The sequence below is a fragment of the Modestobacter lapidis genome (assembly GCF_054780755.1).
In genome coordinates this window covers 23252-45545 of the sequence record NZ_BAAGVS010000028.1, presented here as the reverse complement: position 1 = coordinate 45545, position 22294 = coordinate 23252, and the positions used below count along the sequence as shown (strand labels likewise).

Below are 22294 nucleotides of genomic sequence, written 5' to 3'. Positions count from 1 at the left end.
CTCGCCCCGAGCTTGCGAGGGGTGAGGAGGACGGGGTCCTTCTATCGTGGGGAGGGACGAGGTCCTTCTAGTAGGTCGGGAGCGCCTTGTCGATGCGCGTCGCCCACGCCGTCACGCCGCCCTGGACGTGGACGGCGTCCTTGAAGCCGGCCGCCTTGACCGCGGCGAGCGCCTCGGCGGAGCGGACACCGGTCTTGCAGTGCAGCACGATCGGCCGGTCCTGCGGCAGCTGGGACAGCGCCCGGCCGGACAGGATCTCGTCCTTGGGGATCAGCGTCGCGCCGGGGATCGAGACGATCTCGTACTCGTTGGGCTCCCGGACGTCGATCAGCTCGAAGTCCTTGCCAGCGTCCATCATGTCCTTGAGCTCGTCGACGGTGATCGTCGAACCGGCAGCGGCCTCCTGGGCCTCTTCGGACACGACACCGCAGAAGGCCTCGTAGTCGATCAGCCCGGTGATCGGCTCGCCCTCGGGGTCCTTGCGGACCTTGATCTCGCGGAAGGTCATCTCAAGGGCGTCGTAGACCATCAGCCGGCCCAGCAGCGTCTCGCCGATGCCGGTGATGAGCTTGACGGCCTCGGTGGCCTGGATCGCGCCGACGGTGGCGCAGAGCACACCGAGCACGCCACCCTCGGCGCAGGAGGGCACCATCCCGGGCGGCGGCGGCACCGGGTACAGGTCCCGGTAGTTGGGGCCGTGCTCGTTCCAGAAGACCGAGACCTGGCCGTCGAAGCGGTAGATCGAGCCCCACACGTACGGCTTGTTCAGCAGCACGCAGGCGTCGTTGACCAGGTAGCGGGTGGCGAAGTTGTCGGTGCCGTCGACGATGAGGTCGTACTGGCCGAAGATCTCCTCGACGTTCGAGCTGTCCAGCCGGGTCTGGTGCAGCCGGACGTCGACGAGCGGGTTGATCTCCTTGATGGAGTCGCGGGCGCTCTCGGCCTTGGACCGGCCGACGTCGGACTGGCCGTGGATGACCTGGCGCTGCAGGTTGGACTCGTCGACGGTGTCGAACTCGACGATGCCCAGGGTTCCGACACCGGCCGCGGCCAGGTACAGCAGCACCGGCGAGCCGAGGCCGCCGGCACCCACGGCCAGCACCTTGGCGTTCTTCAGCCGCTTCTGCCCGTCCATCCCGACGTCGGGGATGATCAGGTGGCGGCTGTAGCGGCGGACCTCGTCGATCGAGAGGTCGTCAGCGGGCTCCACCAGGGGTGGCAACGACACGGGGGCTCCTTCGCAGCGACTGCAGGTTCAGGCAGGACCGGTCGGCCTGCGCCGACGTCCTGTACTGCGCAACAGCGTGACATGGCGGAGTGTTCCGAGTCGCCGAGAGGCTGTCTGTGGAGTAGTGCAGTGGACTGGACGAGCACCACGGAAGGCACCGAAGAGACGCAACCCCGGGCCGGCCGGAGGCCGTCCGCGGCTCCGGCGCGGGGCCGGAGGCTCCCGCCGAAGACGCGGGCAACGGCTCATCGACCGTTGGGGACGGCCGTTGGCCGCGGTGTCATCCGGAGGATGACGATGTCATGGATACGGCCAGGCGTTCTTGGTGCAGCCGTCCAGGCCGAGCGTCTGCTGGTGCATGACGGGGGCGACCTGGCCCGGGCCGGCGCAGGGCTGGTGGCCGTTGCCGAGGGCATGCCCGACCTCGTGGTTGACCACGTACTGGCGGTAGGTGGGGATGTCGCCGTCGTAGTCGGGGACAGCGGTCTCCCAGCGGGCCAGGTTGATCACCGCCCGCTCGCCGTACCGGCAGGACGTGTAGCCGCCGGTGCCCACCCCGGGGCAGTAGACCTCCATGCTGCCGGGGCTGACCAGGCTCACGCGGAAGTCGTAGGCCCCGGCCGCTGCCTCGGCGGCGCCCACCCGCTGCACCGACAGGCGGCCGCCGTTCCCCCAGGAGCGCGGGTCGCCGAGGGTGGCCTCCACGGCGGTGGCGAAGCCGGCCCCGTCGACGCCGATGCCGTCCTCGACCTCGACGACGAACCGCTGGAGGGGTCCGGTGCCGTAGACCCCGGAGGTGCCGTCGACGACGCTCACCGTCCCGGCTCCCTGCTCGACGTAGGCGGGCCCCGGCGCCGCGGCGGCGGCGTCAACATCGGCGTCTGCGTCTGCAGGCACGCCCTCACCCACGGCCGCAGTGGGCGGCGCGGTGGGTTCCGGGCTGACCGGCGTGGTCTGTCCGGCAGCGGCCGGCTCGGCTCCGGGGGCGGGGCCGGCGACGCTGGTGGCCGCGACGTCGACCAGGGCGACGAGCGTGGCCACGGTGAGCACCGGGACGGCGTAGGCACGCCATCCGTAACGGCGGACGAAGCGCCGGGCCCGCCCGGCGGACTCCGTTCGTCGGGCGACTGGTCGGGTGGCGCCCAACGGGGCGCGGCGGGCGACGAGTGGCTCCGCCGCCCCCCGCCCGCGCTGATCCGGCACCGGCGCATCCGGAGCCGCACCACGCTGGGTGCGGAGGTCCGGTCGGGTCACGCCGCCCAGGTTCTCACGGAGGACCACCGACCAGGGAGACCTCGCCGGAGGTCGTCGCGGCGGACCGATCCTCAGGCCCGCCCGGAGGCCCGCTGCCGGGCGGGCCCGTCGCCGTCGGCGCCGGCCGACCGGCGGGCGGCGTCCTCGGCCAGGGCGAGCACGGCCCGGGCGGTCGCCTCCGGCGCCTCGAGCATCGCCAGGTGCCCGACCCCGGGCTGCACCTGCAGCCTCGCGTCGGGGAGCGCCGCGGCCAGCCGGGGCGCCAGCGCCGGGTCGACCAGCCGGTCCCGGTCGCCCCAGACGACGAGCGAGGGGACCCGGACCGACCGGGCCATCCGCCAGGCGTTCGCCCGGCCGAGCCGCAGATAGGACGTCATCAGCCCGCGCAGGCTGCGGGTCAGGGCCTGGCCGGCCCAGGGCTGGGCGTCGTGCTCGCGCAGCTCCTCCACCGCCTCGGCCAGCCTGGCCTCGGGCACCCGGGACGGGTCACCGATGCACATCTGCACCAACCCCCTGACCCGCTGCTCCGGGCTCACCCCCGCCAGCCGCTTCTCGGCCAGCGCCGGCACGCCGGGCAGCAGCACCAGGGCGATCGCCCGGTCGAAGGCGGCCGGCACCCGGTAGACCGGCATGGCCGCGGAGACCAGCGTCAGCGTGGCGACCAGGTCGGGGCGACGGGCGGCGACCCACACGCTGACCAGTCCGCCGAGGGAGTTGCCCAGCAGGTGGACCGGCCGGCCACGGCCGGGCCCGGGGCGGTCGACGACCCATTCGAGGACGTCGACGACCGCCTGGACGTGCCGCTGCATCGAGTAGGTGCCCCGCGGGGGCGGCGCGGACCGGCCGAACCCGGGCAGGTCGAGTGCGTACCCGTCGAACCGGACGGCCAGCAGGGCCGCCAGGTCGGTCCAGTTGGTGGAGGCGCCGCCGAGCCCGTGGACGTACAGCGCTCGCTCGACGGGGGCGCCGCCGCCGGGCTCCCCACGGCCGCCGACCGGGCCGACCCAGGGGGTGTGCCGGACGAACACCTGCCCACCCGCGACGGGCACCTGCTGCCCCGGCCACGGCGGGACGAGGGTCCGGGACCGCGGCAGGGGCACGTCGGAGAGGCGGGCGTCGGTCACCCGACGACGGTAGTCCGCCCCCGCACCCCGGACCGCGGAGGCGACGCGCCGGTAACATCGCCCCGCCATGCAGCCCAGCCGACCCGCACCCGCCGCCGCGCCGGCGTCCCCCCGCCGCACGTCCCGGCTGCCCCGCGACGCCCGGCGGCAGCAGCTGCTGCGGGCCGCCCGCGACGTCTTCGTCGCCCAGGGGTTCCACGCCGCGGCGATGGACGACATCGCCGACCGGGCCGGGGTGAGCAAGCCGGTCCTGTACCAGCACTTCCCCGGCAAGCGGGAGCTGTACCTGGCGTTGCTGGAGCAGCAGGTCGACGAGCTGAGCGACCGGGTGCGCGAGGCGATGGCCGGGACGGCCGACAACCGGACCCGCGTCGATGGCGCGGTGGGCGCCTACTTCGACTTCATCGACGCCGAGGGCGAGGCCTTCCGGCTGGTCTTCGAGTCCGATCTGCGCAACGACCCCGACGTCCGCGACGCCGTCGACCGGGGCGCCCGGCAGTGCATCGAGGCGATCGCCGAGGTGATCGCGGTCGAGACCGGCGCCGACCCGGAGCGGGCCCTGCTGCTGTCGGCCGGGATGACGGGGCTGGCCGAGACCAGCGCGCGCTGGTGGCTGGCCGGCAAGGGCACGCTGTCCCGGGACGAGGCGGTGGCCCTGATGTCGTCGCTGGCCTGGCGCGGCATGTCCGGCTTCCCGCTGCGCGAGGACGACGGCGGCACCGCGGGCTCGGCCGGCTGAGCACCGGCGTTCGCTGTCGGCGCACCTGCTGCGCCGGGTCGGTCGCCCCCGGCTGGACTAGCGTGGGCGAGCAGCAGTCCGACTTGAGGAGGCATCTCCACGTGGAAGTAAAGATCGGTGTCCAACACTCGCCCCGTGAGCTGGTCATCGACAGCCCCAAGACGCCGGACGAGATCGCGGCGGAGGTGTCCAAGGCGATGACGGCGGCCAAGGACGGTCTCCTCACCCTGGTCGACGAGCGGGGTCGCCGCATCGTCGTTCCGACCGACCGCATCGCCTACGTCGAGATCGCCGAGGCAGACCAGCGGCGGGTCGGTTTCATCGCCGGGTAGGGAACCCGGTAGGGCCTGATGGAACGGCCCCGGTGCAGGGGCCCGCGCCGAGCTCGCGAGGCGTGGGGGGCACCGGGGCCCTTCATGGGTTCAACCCCAAGGCGCGCATCCGGTGGCCGTGCGCGGTGGTGATCCGCTGCAGCAGCTGCCCGACCCCGGCGAGGTCTCCGGTGCCGGCGATGATCAGCTCGGCCAGCCGGTCGTGCTCGGCGATGACCGCCTGCGACTGGGTGAGCGCCTCACCCACCAGCCGGCGGGCCCAGAGAGCCAGCCGACCGGCCACGGCGCGGTCGGCGACGATCGCGGCCCGCACCTCGCGGACGGCGAAATCCGCGTAACCGGTGTCGGCCAGCACCTCCTCCACCAGTGCCCGGTCCGGCTGGGGCAGGAACGCCGCGATCTCCCGGTAGAAGTCGGTGGCCAGGCCGTCGCCGACGTAGGCCTTGACGAGCCCCTCCAGCCAGGTGCTGGCCCGGGTGCCGTCGTGGAAGGCGTCGAGCGGGGCGACGAAGGGCGCCATCGCCTCCGCCGGCTCGATCCCGAGCTCCCGCAGCCGCGCGGTGAGCCTGCCGTGGTGCGCCACCTCGGCGGCGGCCATCCGGGCCAGCGAGGCGCGCCCGTCGAGCGTCGGCGCCAGGCGGGCGTCCTCGGCCAGGCGGTCGAACGCGGTCAGCTCGGCGTAGGCGAGCACTCCCAGCAGGTCGGGAACGGCTCTCTGGTCGACCGTGGCCACACGCGTCCCTCCGTCCCCGCCCGGGGGTCGCCCCCGGCGCGCGCAGCGAGGCTAGCGGGCGCCGCAGGTTAGAATGGAATGAGCGGGCCGCCAGGCTCGTTCCCTGTAGTGCAATTTCCGTGTGCGCTGATGACCGCTGGATCTCCTCGAGACCGGCCCCTCGTGGGCCGTCTCCCGGGCAGTCTGCTCTGGACGCCCGGTCTGCTGGCCGCGTCGGCGCGTGGACGAACGATCCCGGAACCGACCCCGGGACCGGCAGGCGTCGCCGGGAAACGCCCGACCCCGGGCACCGACGACGCCCCCGGTCCCCCACCAGACCGAGGCGAGAGAACTGACCTCCACCGAGAACATCCCCAGCGAGAACATCCCCGCCCCTGAGCTGGAGCACGCCGAGACCGGCGCCCCGGCCCCCGAGGAGATCGAGCAGCAGGTAGAGGAGCTGGGCGGCGCACCCGTCGCCAGCGACAGCCCGCTGTTCAGCGACTTCGACGTGCACCCCGACGTCGTCGCCGCACTGACCGAGGTCGGGATCACCCGCACCTTCGCCATCCAGGAGCTCACCCTGCCGTTGGCGCTGGCCGGGCACGACCTCATCGGTCAGGCCCGCACCGGCACCGGCAAGACGCTGGGCTTCGGCGTCCCGATGCTGCAGCGGGTGGTCCCGCCGGCCGAAGGCGGGGACGGCGTCCCGCAGGCGCTGGTCGTCGTCCCGACCCGTGAGCTCTGCGTCCAGGTGTCCCGCGACCTGTCCGCCGCCGGCGCCAGGCGCGGCATCCGGGTGCAGGCCATCTACGGCGGCCGCGCCTTCGAGCCGCAGGTCCAGTCGCTGCAGGCCGGCGTCGAGATCGTCGTCGGCACGCCCGGCCGGCTGCTCGACCTGGCGCAGCAGGGTCACCTGATCCTGGGCAAGGTCAAGGTCCTCGTCCTCGACGAGGCCGACGAGATGCTCGACCTCGGATTCCTCCCCGACATCGAGCGGATCCTGGCGATGGTCCCGGACAAGCGGCAGACGATGCTGTTCTCCGCGACGATGCCCGGCCCGATCGTCACCCTGTCCCGCTCGTTCATGACCCAGCCCACGCACATCCGGGCGCACGGCAACGACGAGGGCAGCACGGTCCCGCAGACCACCCAGTTCATCTACCGGGCGCACAACCTGGACAAGCCCGAGCTGCTGTCCCGGGTGCTGCAGTCGCGCGACCGCGGCCTGGTGATGGTGTTCTGCCGCACCAAGCGCACCGCGCAGAAGGTCGCCGACGACCTGGTCGACCGCGGCTTCGCGGCTGCCGCCGTGCACGGTGACCTGGGCCAGGGTGCCCGCGAGCAGGCGCTGCGCGCCTTCCGCGCCGGCAAGGTCGACGTCCTGGTCGCCACCGACGTCGCCGCCCGCGGCATCGACGTCACCGGTGTCAGCCACGTCGTGAACTACCAGTGCCCCGAGGACGAGAAGACCTACGTGCACCGGATCGGCCGCACCGGCCGCGCCGGCAGCACCGGCGTCGCGGTGACCCTGGTCGACTGGGACGACATCCCCCGCTGGCAGCTGATCAACAAGGCACTGGGCCTCGACTTCGCCGAGCCGCCGGAGACCTACTCCACCTCCCCGTGGGTCTACGCCGACCTCGACGTCCCGGAGTCGGCCACCGGCCGGCTGCCTCGCGCGCAGCGCACCCGGGAGGGTCTGGGCGCCGAGCAGCTCGAGGACCTGGGCGAGACCGGCAAGCGGCAGCGCCCGGTCGGCAGCGGCCGGTCCGGCGGCGCGCAGTCCGGTCCCGGACGGGACAGCAGCGGTCGGGACGGCGGCGGTCGCGATGGCGGCAGCCGGGACGACGCCGAGCCGGCCGGTCCCGGCAAGAGCCGGCCCCGCCGGCGGACCCGTGGTGCCGGCCCGGCCGCCGAGGGCGCCGCCGCGGCGGTCGACGGGCCCGCGTCCACCCGCTCCTCGGCGGCCGAGACCGGCTCCACCGGTGAGGGTGCCGGCAAGCCACGCCGACGTCGGCGCCGCGGCGGCTCCGGTCGCAGCGGCTCCGAGTCCGCCGCCTGAGAAAGGACCACCTCCCCCCCACCCCTCGCACGCTCGGGGCGGGCCCCTGGAGGTGGCCGAGACGCCCGCCGCTGCGCGTCGTGGTGTGGACGGCGGCCGCCCTCGTGGTGGCCGCCGTCGCGGTGCTGCTGTGGCGCGGCTCGGATGCCGCGGCGACCAGCAGCACCGCGGCGCCGGCGCCGGCGGCGCCCGACGGACAGCCGGCCGACCGGCTCGAGCTGAGCTGGTCGGCCGACTCCTCCCCCGCCCCGCGGCGCCCCGTCGAGAGCGGCCGGGTGCTGACCACCAGCACCGCCGGGGTGGTCCTGCGCGACCCGCTCACCGGCCGGGAGGCCTGGCACCACCTCCGCGACAACGCCCGGTTGTGTGACGCGACGGCGGTCGACGGCGTGGTCGTGGCGGTCTTCGGCACCGCGGGCCGCTGCGACGAGGCGGTGGCCCTGCGCGCCTCGACCGGGATGCGGGTCTGGTACCGCAACGTCGACTTCCGGGGTGACGCCCGGCTGTCGAGCACCACCGGAATCGTGCTGGCCAGCTCGCCGACCGGCGTCGCCACCCTCGACCCCACCGGCAACACGCTCCGCTGGTGCTACCAGTCCCCCACGGGCTGCCGGCTGGTCGGCGCCGATGTGGGCGACACCGGTGTGGTGGTCCTGCAACGCTGCCCGGGGTCCAGCGCGCTGCAGGTCAAGCTGTTCGACGGCTTCGCGGGCGACCCGTTGTGGACCCGCGAGATCGAGACCGATGGCGCGCCGGCCACGCTGGTGGGTGCCGACCGGCTCGTCGACGTCGTCGTCGGCGACCGGCTGCTCGTGCTGGCTGCCGCCGACGGCACCCAGCTGCAGGACCTGGAGCTGCCGCCCCGGGTCGCCGAACGCCCGGACCCGGAGCCGGTGCACCAGGCCGGGATGGCCGACGGAGCGCTGGTGTGGGCCCGCGGCACCGTCTACGCCCTGGACGGGACGACCGGCGCCCCGCGCTGGGAGACCGCGGCCGCCGGGCTGCCCGCGGTGCGCGCCGCCGACGGCGCCGCCGTCCTCGTGCCCGAGGACGGCGCCCTGGTGTGGCGCTCGCTGACCGACGGGACCGAACGCGGCCGTTCCGTGACCGACGTGGAGCTCCCGGCCGGCGGGCGGGCCTCCGTCATCGGACCAGCTGTCGTCTACGCCACCGGAGAGACAGTGCTGGGCCTGCACTGAAGAAGGTGAAGGACCCCCTTCCTCCCCACCACTCGCACGCTCGCGGTGGGCCCCTGGAAGAGGGCCTTGCCCCGCGCCTCGCCTGCTCGGCGCGGGCCCCTGAAGGGTGGCCGAACAGCCGGTTGACGAGCAGCGTCTGCGGCACGGCTGCCGGGCACAGGGGACACTCGGTGCCATGGTCCTGCCCGGTGGTTCTGAACACACCTCGCCCGACGACCTCCGCCAGCTCTGCCCCCACTCGGCCGCCCGGATCACCTTTCCCGGTCCCGCGGGCCCCCTCGTCGCGCTGGACACCGGGCCGGCCTCGGGCGGCACCGTCCTCCTGGTCGCCGGTTTCACCGGCAGCAAGGAGGACTTCGCGCCACTGCTGACCCCGCTGGCCGAGGCCGGGCTGCGCGTGGTCGCCCTCGACCAGCGCGGCCAGTACGAGTCGCCCGGCCCCGACGACCCGGCCCGGTACTCCGTCGCGGAGCTCGCCGGCGACGTCGTCGGCGTCCTCCGGCAGCTGCGAGACGAGTCCACCGGCCCGCTGCACCTGCTGGGGCACAGCTTCGGCGGGCTGGTCGCCCGGGGTGCGGTGCTCACCGACCCCGCCGCGGCCGACTCCCTGACCCTCCTGGGCACCGGACCCGGCGGGCTGACCGGGCCGCGGGCCGAGCTGCTCGACCACCTCGCCCCGCTGCTGGCCGCCGGTGGCGTACAGCTGGTCAGCGACACCCTCGACGAACTCGGCCGCAACGACCCGCTGCGGGCGGCCGTGCCCCCAGCGACGCAGGCGTTCCTCACCGCCCGGTTCCTGCGCAACAGCGCCGCCGGCCTGCAGGGCATGGCCGACGCGATGCTCGGCGAGCCGGACCGGGTGGCCGAGCTGGCGGCCACCGGGGTGCCGGTACTGGTCACCCACGGCATCGCCGACGACGCCTGGACGCCGGCCACGCAGCAGGACATGGCCCACCGGCTGGGTGCCCGGCACGTGGTGATCGAGGGCGCGGTGCACTCCCCGGCGATCGAGAACACCGCGGCCACGTTGAGGGTGCTGCTGGACTTCTGGGCGTCCACCGCCCCCACCGACCCGCGCGACGACCTGCGTGACGACCCGCGCGAGGACGCCCGGGACGACGCGGCCGGGGCGCTGCGGTGACCCCACCGCCGGCGATGTCGGAATTCACCGCCGAGGAGGACCGGCTGGGCTTCTTCGGCCCGGACAGCGTCAGCTGGCGCATCCACGCCGACCCGAGCTTCTCCGTCGGCGGGATCCGCGCCCTGCTGCTCCAGGCGCTGCACCCGGTCGCCATGGACGGCGTCCACCAGTTCTCCGCGGGCTTCCGCACCGATCCGTGGCCCCGCCTCACCCGCACCGCCGAGTACGTGGCGACGCTGACCTTCGGCACCCGCCGCGAGGCACTGCGCCAGGTCCGCCGCGTGCGGGGCATGCACCACCGGTTGGCCGGCGTGGAGCCGACAACCGGGCGCAGCTACCGCGTCGACGACCCCGACCTGCTGCTGTGGGTGCACAACTGCGAGGTCGACTCGCTGCTGTCGGTGGCCCGCCGCGCCGGGGTGCGACTGCCCGAACAGGACGCCGACCGCTACGTGGCCGAGCAGGTCACCGCCGCACGGCTGATCGGCATCCCGGACGCCGACGTCCCGGCATCGGTGGCGGCGCTGGAGGAGTACTTCGATCGGGTCCGCCCGGAGCTCCGGCTCACCGCGCCGGCCCGCGCCGCGTACGGCTTCATCGTGCTCCCGCCGATGCCGGGCTGGGTGCAGCTGCTCACCCCGGCGCGGCCGGGCTGGGCCGGCCTCGCCTCCCTCGCGGTGGCGACCCTCCCCCGGTGGGCGCGGCGGATGTACGGGCTGCCCGCCCTCGGACTGACCGAGCCCGCCACCACGGCCACGGTGAAGGCGCTGCGGCAGACCGCGCTGGCCGTGCCGGCGCGGGTGCGGGAGTCACCGATCGTGCGCGCTGCCCGGGCGCGGACGAACCATCCCCTGTCCCCCGAGAAGCACCCCGCTCGCGGCGGGAGCCCGCGACCTGCCTGATCACGCCGGGTCCAGCGCGACGCGGGCGGCGGCGAGCAGCGCGGTGGCCACCCGGTCCAGCGTGGGGGATCGCAGCCGCCACTGCTGCCAGTACAGGACGACGTCCACGCTGCCGGCCTGGTCCAGCGCGACCAGGTGCCCGTCGTCCTCGGGGGTGCGCTGCAGGTCGGGCACCATCCCCCAGCCCAGCCCGAGCCGCACCGCCGCCACGAAGTCGGCCGACGAGGGCACGAAGTGCTGCGGCGGGTCGACCGCGGTGCCGGTGCGGGTGCGCAGCCAGCCGTGCTGCAGGTCGTCGCGGCGGTCGAAGACCACGACCGGTGCGGTGGCCAGTGCCGCGCTCGTCGCGCCGTCGGGGAACCAGCGCGCGGCGAACCCGGCGGCCGCCATCGGCCGGTAGCGCATGCTGCCCAGCCGGGTGGCGCTGCAGCCGGGTACCGGGTCCGGCTCGGCGGTGACCGCGGCCATCACCGTGCCGTCGCGGAGCAGCGCACTGGTGTGCTGCTGGTCCTCCCGGCGCAGGTCGAAGGCGCACGACCCGGCGAGCGGGGCCAGCGCCGGCAGCACCCAGGTGGCCAGCGAGTCGGCGTTGACCGCGATCGGCAGGGCCATCGGCCGGGCCCCCTCGGCCGGTGACGGGTCGCCGAGTTCGCGGACCGTGTCGGCGGTGAGCAGGTCGACCTGCCGGGCCAGCCGGAGCATCGCCTCCCCGGACGGCGTGGTCCGCACCGGCCGGCTGCGCACCAGCAGCACCCGGCCGGTCGCTGCCTCCAGAGCCCGGAGTCGCTGGCTGATCGCCGACGGCGTCACGTGCAGGGACTTCGCGGCGGCGTCGAGGCTGCCCTCGGACACCGTGGACTGCAGGGCGCGCAGCTGCGCGAGATCCAGCTCCATGAAGCAACGCTAACGGTGCGACAGAAAAGTGAGCTGGGCTTCCGGGCATCGACTGCCTAGCGTCGGGGCGTGACCATGACGCCCGCCCTGCTCGCCGCCGTCGCCGGGCTGGGCCTGGGGCTGTCGCTGATCATCGCGATCGGCGCGCAGAACGCCTTCGTGCTCCGGCAGGGACTGCGCACCGAGCACGTCGCCGCGGTGGTCGCCGTCTGCGCAGTCTCCGACGTGGTACTGATCGCCGCCGGGGTGTCCGGTGCCGGCGCGCTGCTGACCCGGCTGCCCTGGCTGGTGCCGGTGGTCTGCTTCGCCGGCGCGGCGTTCCTGCTGGCCTACGGCGCGCTCGCCGCGCGGCGTGCGGTTCGGCCGACTGCACTGCAGGCCGGTTCCGGCGGCCCGGCGACCGGGCTGGCGGCGACCGTGGCCACCGGCCTGGCGCTGACCTGGCTCAACCCGCACGTCTACCTGGACACCGTCGTGCTGCTCGGCTCGCTGGCCAGCACCTACGGTGAGCAGCGATGGTCGTTCGCGATCGGCGCCGCGGTCGGCAGCCTCGTGTGGTTCACCGCGCTCGGGTTCGGCGCCCGCCTGCTCCGGCCGGTGTTCGCCCGGCCGGCCGCCTGGCGGGTGCTGGACGCGCTGATCGCCGTCGTCATGGTCGCGTTGGCGGTGTCCCTCACCGTCCGCGGGGTGCAGGGCGGCTGAGCTTGTTCCGACCGGCAACCCTCGCTACGGTCACCGCCATGACTTCCGGGTCGGCTTCCAGCCGTGAGCGAGTCGGGTACCCGGCCCGCCGGTGACCGCGGGGTGGCCACGCGGGCCGCCCACCTGAGAGAGCCGCAGCATCCCCGGAACGCATCCGCGCGACCGGGCCCTCTCTCAGACCTGGAGTCACCTTCCCCATGCCCACTGCTCTGCACCACATCATCATCGGCGTCTCCGACCGGGACGCCGCCACCCGCTTCTTCGTCGACCTGCTCGAGCTCCGCCCGCCGTGGGAGAACGGCTTCTTCTCCTCCGTCCAGCTCGACGACTTCCTGGTCGTCAACTTCGCGGCCGCACCGGTGGCCGAACCGCAGCACTACGCCTTCCTGATCGGCGAGGAGCACTTCGACCGGATCCGGGCCCGCTTCGACGCCGACGGCACGCCGTACACCGCCGACCCGCCCGGCCGGCGGCCGGGCGAGGTCGGGGAGGTCAACCCCGGCGGCGACGGCCGGCGGCTGTACTTCCGCGGTCCGGACGGCCACCTGCTGGAGGTGCTGACCGCGCGCTACACCGACGTCCCGGCGGCCTCGGCCGCCGGCTGACCCCGGGTCAGTCCGCCAGCACCGCCGTGCCGGTACCCGCGGCGAGCAGCGCCTCGTACTGCGCCGGGTCGGTGGTGCAGGCGCCGATCGGGGTCAGCTTGTTGGTGCCGTGGTAGTCGCTGGACCCGGTGGTCAGCAGTCCGTGCGCATCAGCCAGGCCGCGCAGGTGCGCGCGCTCCTCGGGCGTGTGGTCGGGGTGGTCGACCTCCAGCCCGACCAGCCCGGCCTCGACCATGGCCGCGATCGCCGCATCGCCGACCACCCGACCCCGGGAACGGGCCCGGCCGTGGGCGAACACCGGCACGCCGCCGGCCGCGCGGACCAGCGTGATCCCGTCGAGCACGTCGGTGTCGGCCTTAGCCGCGTAGTAGGGGCTGCGGTGGTGCAGCAGGGTGCCGAACGCCTCGTCCACCGAGGCGACGACGCCGGCCTCCAGCAGGGCCCGGGCGATATGCGGGCGGCCGACCACCCCGCCCGCGCTGCGCTCGACGATCTGCTCCCAGACCACCGGATGGCCGGCGGCGGCCAGCGCGGTCACGATCCGCTCGCCACGGGTGAGCCGCTCCTCGCGCAGCCGGGCCCGCTCGGCGACGAACGCGGGGTGCAGCGGGTCGAAGAGGTAGGCCAGCAGGTGGACGCTGATCGGCGGTTCGTCGGCCGGGAACCAGCGGCAGGACAGCTCCATGCCGGGGACGACGGTGAGCCCGGGCGGCCGGGCCGCCTCGGCCGGGCCCCACCCGGCGGTGGTGTCGTGGTCGGTGAGCGCGACGACGTCGAGCCCGGCCGCCAGGGCGGCGGACAGCAGCGCGGCCGGGGTGTCGGTGCCGTCGGACACCGAGGAGTGGGTGTGCAGGTCGATGCGCACTCCCCCACCCTGCCGCACGGACCGGCGGTGCACCGGGTGTGATTCCGCACGCCGGCGCGGCGGGCACCGGCGCGCTCAGCTGCCGGCGGACGGCGGTGGTGGCGGCGGTGGTGGTGGCGGCGGCGGTGGCGGTGGCGGCGGTGGCGGTTGTGGCAACGGCGCGGTGTCCCGCACGCCGGGCCGCGACGGCCGGCTGCGGCCACCGCGTTGCGGCCGCCGGTCCTCGCCGTCCTCGGCGGAACCGGTGCCGTCGTCCTCGTCGCTGACCTGATTGGTGGAGAAGTCGGTGCCGAACATCAGCTGGCTGAGCTTCCGGTAGAGGACGTCGGCGTCCGGGACGTAGTCGATCTCGTCGAGACCCTGCTTCTGGCCGGCGGACTCGAACCGGAAGGTGCCGTACCCGAGCAGCTGGCCGAAGAAGGTCTCCTTCCAGGTCAGGTCGGTGATCCGGCGCAACGGCATGACCGCGACCGTCCGGATGATCACGCCGGAGGTCATCAGCACGCGGCGGCGGGTGACCAGGAGGTGCCGCACCCACCACTCGCCCACGTGCAGGGCGAGGTACAGCAGCGCACCGAGCGCGACCACGAGGCCGACGACGCTGCTGACCCGGTTCGCCGGGTCCAGTTGCAGCACCCATCCGCCGGCGACCAGCACGGGCAGGCCGCGCACCGCCGGCTCGAACAGCACCGCCCAGTGCCGCCGGGTGGCGATCACCGGCTCCTCGTCGGGAAGCAGGTACTTGGCTGCGTCCTTGCCCCAGCGGGGCTGCCGCTCCCGGGGTTCCCGCGGCGCGGGCCGTTCCCGTCGCGGCCGGCCCGTTCCGGGCCGGCCCGGCGGCGATCCGGTGGCCGCCGGCGGCTGGGATCGCGGGCCGGACACGGGTCTGCTCAGGCCAGCGAACCCACGAACGCGGCCAGCGAGGACGCCGCGTCGCCGAGGGCCTCACCCGCGCTGCGGACGATCTCCGCCGAGGACTCGGGGGCCTTGATCACGTAGAAGACCACGAAGGCGATGACCAGCCAGGTGAGCACCTTCTTCAGCAAGGTCGCACCGTTCCCTTCGCACTGGTCACGACGTGCCGGGGCGGCCAGCTCCACGACGACGTCACGACCGGGGGCAGGTCGCGGAACATGAGTAACAGACACCTCATCCGTCTCGGGTGCGCCACGCCGCACGGGCGGGTCACGGGTCGGTCAGGCGCCGGGCAGCAGATGGTCGCTGGTCGGGCCGAGGGGCAGGTCGGGGTAGACCCGTTCCCGCAGGTCGAGCAGGCCGAGGTCCTCGGCGAGCAACCAGGCGGCCGAGCCCGGCCAGGTGACCAGCCACAGCCAGACACCGTAGGCCTCCCCCACGAAGGCGGCCCGGTCGTCGCGGGTGGGCACCGGCCACAGCGGGGCGCGCTGGCCGGCCGCCCGGACCGCGGCGGTCGACGGCCCGTCGATGAGCTCGCCGGGGTCGACGCCGGGCAGCCCGGCGTAGCCGCAGCCGAGGCCGGTGCCCGGTTCCTCGGCGACCAGCAGCAGCTCGGCCGAGCCGCCCAGCGGCGCGGGACCGGCGCAGGCGACGACGATCGCCCGGGCTCCCGGCTCACCGCCCCAGGCCAGTCCGGTGACCGCCCAGTCGGTGGGCATCGGGTCGGGCACCCAGGCCGGGACCCGGGCGTCGGCGCAGACCGCGGTGATGGCGTCGTGGGCGACGAGAGCGGTGTGGTGCAGGGGGGTGACGGCCGCGTGCAGGTGGCACCAGCCCTCGGCGGTCGACTCGGGACGGACCACGAGCACCTCGCCGCAGCGTGGGCAGACCGGGGACACGCTCATCGCCGCTCACCGTCCTGCGCTCGGGCTCGCACGTCAAGCACGGATCCAACCGGAGTCCGGTCGCGCCCGCCGGACGGGCGGCCGTAGCCTCGCCCGGTGTCCGACGGTCCGATCGAGGTGCCGTGCGTGGGTGCCGTGGTGCATGACGAGCAGGGCCGGCTGCTGGTCGTCCAGCGCGGGCACGCGCCGAACCGGGGGCTGTGGTCGGTGCCCGGCGGGCGGGTCGAGCCCGGGGAGACCGAGCAGGCGGCGGTCGTCCGGGAGGTCACCGAGGAGACCGGCCTGGTGGTGACCGCCGGGGCCCTGCTGGGCCGGGTGCGGGTGGCGGCCGACGGCGTGGTGTTCACCATCGCCGACTTCGCCTGCTTCCCCAGTCCGCCCGGGCAGCAGCCGGTGGCCGGCGACGACGCCGCGGACGTGGCCTGGGTGGATGCCGTCGGCCTCTCCGCGCTGCCGTGCACCCCCGGGCTGGCGGCGGCGCTGGGCGGGTGGGGCGTGCTGCCCCGGTGAACCCGCCGGGTCGACGGACCGGGTTTCCGGGCAGGGCCGCCACGCCCCGACGGTGACCGGTCCGGCGGGGCGCCGATCCTACGATGGACCGGTGCAGCTGCAGTCCGCTCCCGAGCTCCCGGCCGACGACGAGGTCGTCCCTCTCTCCCGGGCCGGCCGGGTGTCCCGGCTGGCGACGACCGCGGTCGTGCTCGCGCTGCTGCTGGCCGGCACGGTGTGGGGCACCGACCACGATTTCCCGTTCGGGCCGTTCAAGATGTACTCGACCCGCGCCGACCCGAACGCCCCGGTGGTCTCGACCCGGGTCGTGGGGCTGACCGAGGCCGGCGAGGAGGTGCGGCTGTCCGGTGGCGAGGTGGGGCTGCGCCGGGCCGAGTTCGAGGGTCAGCTTCCCCGGATCAAGGACGATCCGGAGCTGCTCGGCCTGCTGGCCGAGTCCTACGCCGACCGGCACCCCGACGCTCCCGCCCTGATGGAGGTGCAGGTCGTGCAACGCCGCTTCGAGCTGCGCGACGGCACGCGGACCGGCGCCTACGCCGACCGGGTCGTCGTCGAGTACGACGTGGCCGGCCAGCCGTGACCGGACGGTCCGGCAGCGGGGCGACGCTGGACCGCGCCCCGGCCGAGCCGGAGCCGGCCGTCCCCGGTACCCCCCGCTGGTGGTTCCGGCCGGTCCCGCTGGCCCGGATCGCGGTGTTCCGGGTGGTCGCCTACCTGTTCATCCCGGTCGACGTCTTCCTCACCACCGCCTGGGTGCGGGCGCACGCCGACGTCCCGATCGACTGGTACGCGCCGCTGCGGATCGGGGAGCTGCTGCACCTGCCCACCCCGACGCACACCCTGGTGGTGGTCGTGCAGTGGGCGCTCGTGCTGGCCGCGCTGGCCGCGGCCACCGGTCACGCGCCCCGGCTGCTCGGGTGGGCCGTCTTCCTCCTGTACGCGGAGTGGATGGTCATCGCGATGAGCTACGGCAAGGTCGACCACGACCGGATCGCCTTCCTCGTCGCGCTGGCCGTGCTACCCACCATCGGGCGGGCCCGGTTCCGTGACCGGCGGTCGTCGGAGGCGGCCGGCTGGGCGATGGCCGCGGTGCTGGTGACCGTGATGCTCACCTACTTCCTGGCCGCCTGGGCGAAGATGCGTTTCGGCGGCTTCGACTGGGCGACCGGCTCGACGCTCACCCGGGCGGTCGTGCGGCGCGGCACCGATCTGTCGACGTGGACCCTCGACGTGCCGTGGCTGCTGCCGGCGGCGCAGTGGGTGATGGTCGTGGTCGAGTTCGCCGCGCCGCTGATCCTGCTGGTGCGCACCGACCGGGCCCGGATCGGGCTGGTGGCGTTCCTGCTCGGCTTCCACGTCATGGTCTACGCCGGCGTCAGCATCATCTTCCTGCCGCACTGCATCGCGATCCTGTCGATCCTGCCGTGGGAGCGGCTGACCGCGGCCCGGCGGCGGACCACCCTCGGCGGCCGGCGGCAGCCGTCCCCGGCTTCCGCCGGCACCTGATCCGCCCCGCGACCGGCCACACCGCCGGCGGGGCGGCGGTCAGATCATCGCGCCGATCCGGGCCGCCATCTCCGTCTCGTGCTGCTGGTAGGCCGATGCCACGCTGGTGAGCAGCTGCCCCATGCCGGTCAGCGCCTCGCTGACCCCCTGGCTGGACAGCCGCCACTTCTCGTAGAGCTCGGTGAACTGGACGGCCGCCTGGCTGTCGGTCCAGCCTTCCAGCACCGAGCTGTTGATGCCGCTGGACAGCGTGGCGTGCCGGGACGTGGTGTCCGCGGCCTCGCCCGCGCACCGCCCGGCCATCGTGTGCAACGTCGCGATGTCGACCCTCATGGCTCCTCCTCCGTTCCGGGGACCTCCCGGTCGCAGTGACGCTAGGCGGCGCCACGCTCCCCGGCCCTGCGCCGTCCACAGCCGCCCGCCTCCTCCACAGCTGCCCGGGCATGGCGGTCGCGGGCATCGGGGCACCGCAGCATCGGCCGGGTGACGCACCCCTCCCCGGCCGCCGACGTTCCCGGTACCCGCGGCTGGACGCTGGATTCTCCCGAGGGATCGGTCGACGTGGAGGTGGCGGCCACCGACACCAGCACCGTCGCGGACGTGCTCGCCGCCCTCCGCGACCAGCTGGGGCTGCCCGCCTCCTCGCTGTGGGCAGGGCCGGCGGCACTGGACGGCTCCACCTCGCTGTCGTCGGCCGTCCTGCGGCACGGCGCCGTGCTCGGGCTCGGCCGTCCGGGACCGGTGACCGCCGGCGGCACCGCTGACCCGGGCGGCGCATCCGGCGGCGCCCTGGAGCTGCACGTCGTCGGGGGGCCTGACGCCGGGCGCATCCTGCCGCTGGAGCAGGGCGACCTGGTGGTGGGCCGCGGAACCGGCTGTGCCGTCGCGCTGACCGACCCCGGCGTTTCCCGCCGGCACCTCCGGATCGGGGTGGGCGGTGGGCAGGTGACCGCGGCCGACCTCGGCTCGGCCAACGGCAGCCGGCTGCTCGGCCCGGCCGGGACGGTCGCCGTGACCTCCACCGCCACCGCCTGGCCCGTCGGCGCGGTGCTCGTGCTGGGCTCCACCGCCATCCGGCTGACCGGTCCACGGGGCGTCCAGCTGGACCGGCGACCCGCTCCCGCCGGGCGGGAGCAGGTACGCCCGCTCCGGGCCACGCCACCTCCCGCTGCCGAGGTCACCGTGACGTTCCCGGCCGAACCGGCCCAGCGATCCGGACGGCGGCTGGGCTGGGTGGCCGTCGCGGTGCCCGCGGTGGCCGGACTGCTGATGGCCTGGCTGCTGGCCACACCGCAGTTCCTGTTCTTCGCCCTGCTCAGCCCGGTGGTGGCCGTCGGCAGCTGGGTGTCCGACCGGGTGACGGGCAGGCGGGACCGGCGGCACTCGACGGCCGGGCACCGGGCCGCCACGGCCGAGGCGCAGACCCGGCTGGTGGCCGCCGTGGCCGCCGCCGGTGCTGCCCTCGACGAGGCCCATCCGGATCCGGCCACGCTCGTGGCAGCCGTGCACCGCCGGTCGGGCCCGCTGTGGTCACGCACGGCAGGGGGCCCCGGTGGCCCCACCGTCCGGCTGGGGCTCGGTCCGGGGCCCACGGCGGTGACGCTGGTGGCACCGGACGGACAGCGCTCCCCGGCGGTCGCCGAGCACCTGCCGGTGACCGTCGACCTGGGCAGCTCCGCCGGCCTCGGCGTCGTCGGGCCGCGCGCACCGGGGACGGCGGTCGTCCGGGCCCTGCTGCTGCAGCTCACCGCCCTGCTGCCGCCGGGAGAACTGAGCGTCGTCGTCGCCGCAGCCCCCGACCGGTCCGCCGACTGGCGCTGGGTGGCATGGCTGCCGCACCTGGCCGGGGTCGTCGAGTGCGGCCCGGACGATCCGGCCGCCGACGCACGACTGCTGCAGGTGCTGGCCGGGTGCACGCCCCCGGAGCCCCGCCCCGGCCCGCTGCGACGGCCGCCGGTGCGGCTCGTCGTCCTGGACACCGACGTGCGGCCGGAGACCGCGGCGGCTCTCACCGCGGGTGAGCGGGTGGTGTGCGTGGCCGTCGCGTCATCGGGGAGCCGGCTCGCGGTCTCCCCCACCGCCTGCCTCACCGTCACCGGGGAGACCGGCACGGTCGGCCGTCTCCGGGCACCGGGACACCCGGTCGACCGCGAGCTCACCCTGGACGGGGTGTCCGTACCGGTGGCCGCCGCCACTGCCCGGTCCCTCGCCGGGCTGGCCGCCCTCACCACGACGACCGGGCTGCCGGACTCCTGCCGGCTGCTCGACCTGCCCGGGGTGGGGCTGCACATCGACGCAGCGACGGGTACCGCCGCGGGCGCCTGGCCCCGGAGCCGGCGCGCCCTGGTCTGCGTCCTGGGCGAGGACGAGCGCGGTCCCGTCGTGCTCGATCTCTGCGCCCAGGGCCCGCACGCGCTGGTCGCAGGCACCACCGGCTCGGGGAAGTCCGAGCTGCTGCAGACCCTGGTGGCCGGCCTGGCCCTGCACCAGCCACCGGACCGCGTGTCCTTCCTGCTCGTCGACTACAAGGGCGGCGCCGCCTTCGCCGAGGCGGCACGGCTGCCGCACACCGTCGGGGTGCTGACCGACCTCGATCCGCAGTCGACCGGCCGGGCGCTGCGGTCGTTGACCGCTGAGCTGTCGCGACGGGAACGCGTACTGGCCGGCCACGGGGTCCGCGACGTCGGGGAGCTGGCGGCCGAGGTCACCCTGCCGCGGCTGGTCATCGTCGTGGACGAGTTCGCCACGCTGGCCGAGGAACTTCCCGACTTCGTCAGCGGGCTGGTGGGCATCGCGCAGCGCGGCCGCTCGCTCGGCGTCCACCTGGTGCTCGCCACGCAGCGACCCTCCGGGGTCGTGAGCCCCGAGATCCGGGCCAACTGCTCGCTGCGGATCTGCCTGCGCACGACGGACGAGAGCGACTCCCGCGACGTACTGGGCAGCCCGCTGGCCGCGCTCCTGCCGGTGCACCGACCGGGTCGGGCCTACCTCCGCGTCGGCAGCGCGGCACCGGTCCTGCTGCAGGTGGCCCGGGTGGCCGGCGCGCCCGCGCTGCGCCCCGCCGGTGGGGTCCAGGTCCGGCGCCGGCCCTGGCCGGCGGCAACTCCCTCGGTCAGCTCGGCCGCCCCGGCTCCCGACGGAATCCGGCCGGCCGGTGATCTGGCCGGGGTCGTCGACGCGCTCGGGCGCCGCGCTGCGCACGAGCGGATCTCCCCGGTCGGGCGTCCCTGGTTGCCCCCGCTCCCCGACCAGCTGCCGGCCGAGCAGCTCGACCGGTGCGCCCCAGCCGGTGCTCCCGCCACCCAGCTGCGGGTCGGCCTGCTCGACTGCCCGGACAGCCAGTCGCAGGACCCGCTGGTGCTGGACCTGGCCGCCGGCGGCGGCTGGCTGGCCGCCGGCGGACCGCGCAGCGGGCGGACGACGGCCCTCCGCGCCGTGCTCCGCGAGGCCGTCCACCGCCTGCCCCCGGCCCGCCTGCACGTCCACGTCCTCGACCACGGTGGAGGCGGTCTCGCCGCGGAGGCCTCCGGGCTGGCACACGCGGGGACCACCGTCGACCGCAACGACCCGTACCGCACCGAGCGGCTGATGGCCCGATTGCAGGCCGTCGTGGACCAGCGGCGGTCGGACGGTCCGGCGGGTGCACCGCACCTCCTGCTGCTGGTGGACGGCGTCGAGAGCGTCTCCGCACAACTCGACGACGCCGACCCCGGCAACGGTTCGGCGGCACTGCTGCGCCTGGTCCGCGAGGGCGCCGCGGCGGGACTGACCTGCGTGCTGAGCGCGGACCGCGCTGTCCCGGGGAGCCGCCTGGCCGCGGCCGCCGCCACGAGGCTGGTGCTGCCCCTGCCCGACCGGGCCGACTACGCGGTGGCCGGAGTGCCGCCGCGGGCGGTCCCCGCCTCTCGGCCGCCTGGCCGGGCCCTCGTCGGCGAGGACGCTGTGGAGTGCCAGCTCGTCCTGCCACGGCGACCCGGCGGGGAGTCGACGGGCCGGTCGGTTCCCGACCCGGCCCGGCGGCAGGCCATCTCCATCGTCCCCCTGCCGGCCGACCCCGTCGCGGAGCTCCCGGCGGGTGCGTCGGGCTCCGATGACCTCTGGCTGCCGATCGGTCCCGGTGCCGACGACGGCGCGAGTATCGGGATCGACCTGGTGCGCAGCGGTGGCCTGCTCGTCGTGGGGCCACCCACCAGCGGCCGGAGCAGCGCGCTGCGGGCCTTCGCCCGGCACTGCCGGCACGCCGGTGCCCGCGTGCTCCACCTCGGGACCGGCCCGCAGACCCAGCCGGCGGACCTCGCGGAGGAGCACATCGGCCCGGACGACGTGGCTGCCGTGCAGACCTGGGTGAGCCGCGTCCGGGGGTGCCCGGCCGTGGTGGTGGCCGACGACGTCGGCACGCTCGCCGACGCCATGGCCGACGCCCTGGCCGCGCTGGCCAGGCCCCGCGGCGAGCTCCTCGTCCTGGCCGCCGGTGGGGCGGCCGAGCTGGCCGGCACGTTCCGGGGCCCGACGGTCGCGCTCCGCCGGACCCGTACCGCGCTGCTGCTGCGTCCCGGGCCGGGTGACGGGCAGGTCCTGGGGCTGCGGTTGCCCCGCGTGCCGCTGCCGGCGCGGCCCGGCTCGGGATGGCTGGTGGTGGCGGGGACGACGACCCGGGTGCAGGTGGCCCGGCACCGGGTCACGGCGGGCGGGTGAA

The 22294-nt window shown here is 75.3% G+C and carries 22 protein-coding genes; 12 read left to right on the top strand and 10 right to left on the bottom strand.

The window, feature by feature from the left end; genetic code table 11:
- Nucleotides 1-67 precede the first annotated feature (67 nt).
- The 3 genes from moeZ to ACYVG5_RS19410 all read right to left on the bottom strand — a co-directional run bounded on the left by moeZ (nucleotide 68) and on the right by ACYVG5_RS19410 (nucleotide 3606).
- Complete coding sequence (gene moeZ / locus ACYVG5_RS19420; RefSeq protein WP_222050290.1) at nucleotides 68-1228, bottom strand: adenylyltransferase/sulfurtransferase MoeZ; 1161 nt, start codon at nucleotides 1226-1228, stop codon at nucleotides 68-70.
- A gap of 300 nt (nucleotides 1229-1528) precedes the next feature.
- Nucleotides 1529-2482, bottom strand: a complete 954-nt coding sequence (locus tag ACYVG5_RS19415; RefSeq protein ID WP_460683456.1) for a DUF3152 domain-containing protein — start codon at nucleotides 2480-2482, stop codon at nucleotides 1529-1531.
- A 71-nt stretch (nucleotides 2483-2553) separates the two neighbouring features.
- The gene (locus tag ACYVG5_RS19410; protein WP_222050288.1) at nucleotides 2554-3606 is read right to left on the bottom strand and encodes an alpha/beta fold hydrolase; all 1053 of its coding nucleotides are present in this window, start codon (nucleotides 3604-3606) and stop codon (nucleotides 2554-2556) included.
- Nucleotides 3607-3673: 67 nt separating this feature from the next.
- On the opposite strand from ACYVG5_RS19410, the gene ACYVG5_RS19405 reads away from it, so the two are divergent.
- Nucleotides 3674-4345 (top strand): TetR/AcrR family transcriptional regulator, encoded by a 672-nt coding sequence (locus tag ACYVG5_RS19405; RefSeq protein ID WP_222050287.1) that lies wholly within the window; start codon nucleotides 3674-3676, stop codon nucleotides 4343-4345.
- A gap of 101 nt (nucleotides 4346-4446) precedes the next feature.
- Nucleotides 4447-4677: a DUF3107 domain-containing protein gene (locus ACYVG5_RS19400; RefSeq protein WP_222050286.1), complete on the top strand. Its 231-nt coding sequence runs from the start codon at nucleotides 4447-4449 to the stop codon at nucleotides 4675-4677.
- 82 nt (nucleotides 4678-4759) lie between these two features.
- Here the strand turns inward: ACYVG5_RS19400 and ACYVG5_RS19395 are convergent, their stop codons facing one another.
- Nucleotides 4760-5410, bottom strand: coding sequence for a ferritin-like fold-containing protein (locus tag ACYVG5_RS19395; protein WP_222050285.1), 651 nt, complete (start codon nucleotides 5408-5410; stop codon nucleotides 4760-4762).
- A 220-nt stretch (nucleotides 5411-5630) separates the two neighbouring features.
- Between ACYVG5_RS19395 and ACYVG5_RS19390 the strand changes: the two genes are divergently transcribed.
- The 4 genes from ACYVG5_RS19390 to ACYVG5_RS19375 all read left to right on the top strand — a co-directional run bounded on the left by ACYVG5_RS19390 (nucleotide 5631) and on the right by ACYVG5_RS19375 (nucleotide 10696).
- Entirely contained in the window at nucleotides 5631-7454 is a 1824-nt protein-coding gene (locus ACYVG5_RS19390; protein WP_460683455.1) for a DEAD/DEAH box helicase, read from the top strand.
- Nucleotides 7455-7534: 80 nt separating this feature from the next.
- A complete protein-coding gene (locus tag ACYVG5_RS19385; RefSeq protein WP_460683454.1) occupies nucleotides 7535-8653 on the top strand; it encodes an outer membrane protein assembly factor BamB family protein in 1119 nt (372 codons plus the stop codon).
- 175 nt (nucleotides 8654-8828) lie between these two features.
- The gene (locus ACYVG5_RS19380) at nucleotides 8829-9794 is read left to right on the top strand and encodes an alpha/beta fold hydrolase (RefSeq protein WP_222050284.1); all 966 of its coding nucleotides are present in this window, start codon (nucleotides 8829-8831) and stop codon (nucleotides 9792-9794) included.
- On the top strand, nucleotides 9791-10696 hold the full coding sequence (locus tag ACYVG5_RS19375) for an oxygenase MpaB family protein (protein ID WP_222050283.1): 906 nt from the start codon (nucleotides 9791-9793) through the stop codon (nucleotides 10694-10696). The genes ACYVG5_RS19380 and ACYVG5_RS19375 overlap by 4 nt, the downstream gene beginning before the upstream one ends.
- Here the strand turns inward: ACYVG5_RS19375 and ACYVG5_RS19370 are convergent, their stop codons facing one another.
- Nucleotides 10697-11590 carry a LysR family transcriptional regulator ArgP gene (locus ACYVG5_RS19370; protein WP_222050282.1) on the bottom strand — a complete coding sequence of 298 codons (894 nt, stop codon included), beginning with the start codon at nucleotides 11588-11590 and terminating at the stop codon, nucleotides 10697-10699.
- 75 nt (nucleotides 11591-11665) lie between these two features.
- On the opposite strand from ACYVG5_RS19370, the gene ACYVG5_RS19365 reads away from it, so the two are divergent.
- Together ACYVG5_RS19365 and ACYVG5_RS19360 are read left to right on the top strand one after the other, a co-directional pair.
- A complete protein-coding gene (locus tag ACYVG5_RS19365; protein ID WP_222050298.1) occupies nucleotides 11666-12292 on the top strand; it encodes a LysE/ArgO family amino acid transporter in 627 nt (208 codons plus the stop codon).
- A gap of 197 nt (nucleotides 12293-12489) precedes the next feature.
- Nucleotides 12490-12897, top strand: coding sequence for a VOC family protein (locus tag ACYVG5_RS19360; RefSeq protein ID WP_222050281.1), 408 nt, complete (start codon nucleotides 12490-12492; stop codon nucleotides 12895-12897).
- A 7-nt stretch (nucleotides 12898-12904) separates the two neighbouring features.
- Here ACYVG5_RS19360 and ACYVG5_RS19355 read toward each other — a convergent pair whose 3' ends face one another.
- The 4 genes from ACYVG5_RS19355 to ACYVG5_RS19340 form a co-directional block, all read right to left on the bottom strand.
- Nucleotides 12905-13762 (bottom strand): PHP domain-containing protein, encoded by an 858-nt coding sequence (locus ACYVG5_RS19355; protein WP_222050280.1) that lies wholly within the window; start codon nucleotides 13760-13762, stop codon nucleotides 12905-12907.
- 75 nt (nucleotides 13763-13837) lie between these two features.
- The gene (locus ACYVG5_RS19350; RefSeq protein ID WP_222050279.1) at nucleotides 13838-14644 is read right to left on the bottom strand and encodes a PH domain-containing protein; all 807 of its coding nucleotides are present in this window, start codon (nucleotides 14642-14644) and stop codon (nucleotides 13838-13840) included.
- A gap of 8 nt (nucleotides 14645-14652) precedes the next feature.
- Complete coding sequence (locus ACYVG5_RS19345; RefSeq protein ID WP_460683453.1) at nucleotides 14653-14808, bottom strand: hypothetical protein; 156 nt, start codon at nucleotides 14806-14808, stop codon at nucleotides 14653-14655.
- A gap of 150 nt (nucleotides 14809-14958) precedes the next feature.
- Nucleotides 14959-15582 carry a DUF6758 family protein gene (locus tag ACYVG5_RS19340; RefSeq protein ID WP_222050278.1) on the bottom strand — a complete coding sequence of 208 codons (624 nt, stop codon included), beginning with the start codon at nucleotides 15580-15582 and terminating at the stop codon, nucleotides 14959-14961.
- A 96-nt stretch (nucleotides 15583-15678) separates the two neighbouring features.
- Here ACYVG5_RS19340 and ACYVG5_RS19335 point away from each other — a divergent pair, with 96 nt between their 5' ends.
- The 3 genes from ACYVG5_RS19335 to ACYVG5_RS19325 all read left to right on the top strand — a co-directional run bounded on the left by ACYVG5_RS19335 (nucleotide 15679) and on the right by ACYVG5_RS19325 (nucleotide 17598).
- A complete protein-coding gene (locus ACYVG5_RS19335) occupies nucleotides 15679-16092 on the top strand; it encodes an NUDIX hydrolase (protein WP_222050277.1) in 414 nt (137 codons plus the stop codon).
- Nucleotides 16093-16183: 91 nt separating this feature from the next.
- Nucleotides 16184-16672: a hypothetical protein gene (locus ACYVG5_RS19330; RefSeq protein ID WP_222050276.1), complete on the top strand. Its 489-nt coding sequence runs from the start codon at nucleotides 16184-16186 to the stop codon at nucleotides 16670-16672.
- Nucleotides 16669-17598 (top strand): HTTM domain-containing protein, encoded by a 930-nt coding sequence (locus ACYVG5_RS19325; RefSeq protein WP_460683452.1) that lies wholly within the window; start codon nucleotides 16669-16671, stop codon nucleotides 17596-17598. The genes ACYVG5_RS19330 and ACYVG5_RS19325 overlap by 4 nt, the downstream gene beginning before the upstream one ends.
- A 39-nt stretch (nucleotides 17599-17637) precedes the next feature.
- Here the strand turns inward: ACYVG5_RS19325 and ACYVG5_RS19320 are convergent, their stop codons facing one another.
- Nucleotides 17638-17931, bottom strand: coding sequence for a WXG100 family type VII secretion target (locus ACYVG5_RS19320; protein ID WP_222050275.1), 294 nt, complete (start codon nucleotides 17929-17931; stop codon nucleotides 17638-17640).
- Between the two features lie 150 nt (nucleotides 17932-18081).
- Here ACYVG5_RS19320 and ACYVG5_RS19315 point away from each other — a divergent pair, with 150 nt between their 5' ends.
- Nucleotides 18082-22293 (top strand): FtsK/SpoIIIE domain-containing protein, encoded by a 4212-nt coding sequence (locus tag ACYVG5_RS19315; RefSeq protein WP_222050274.1) that lies wholly within the window; start codon nucleotides 18082-18084, stop codon nucleotides 22291-22293.
- The last annotated feature ends 1 nt before the right edge of the window (nucleotide 22294 follow it).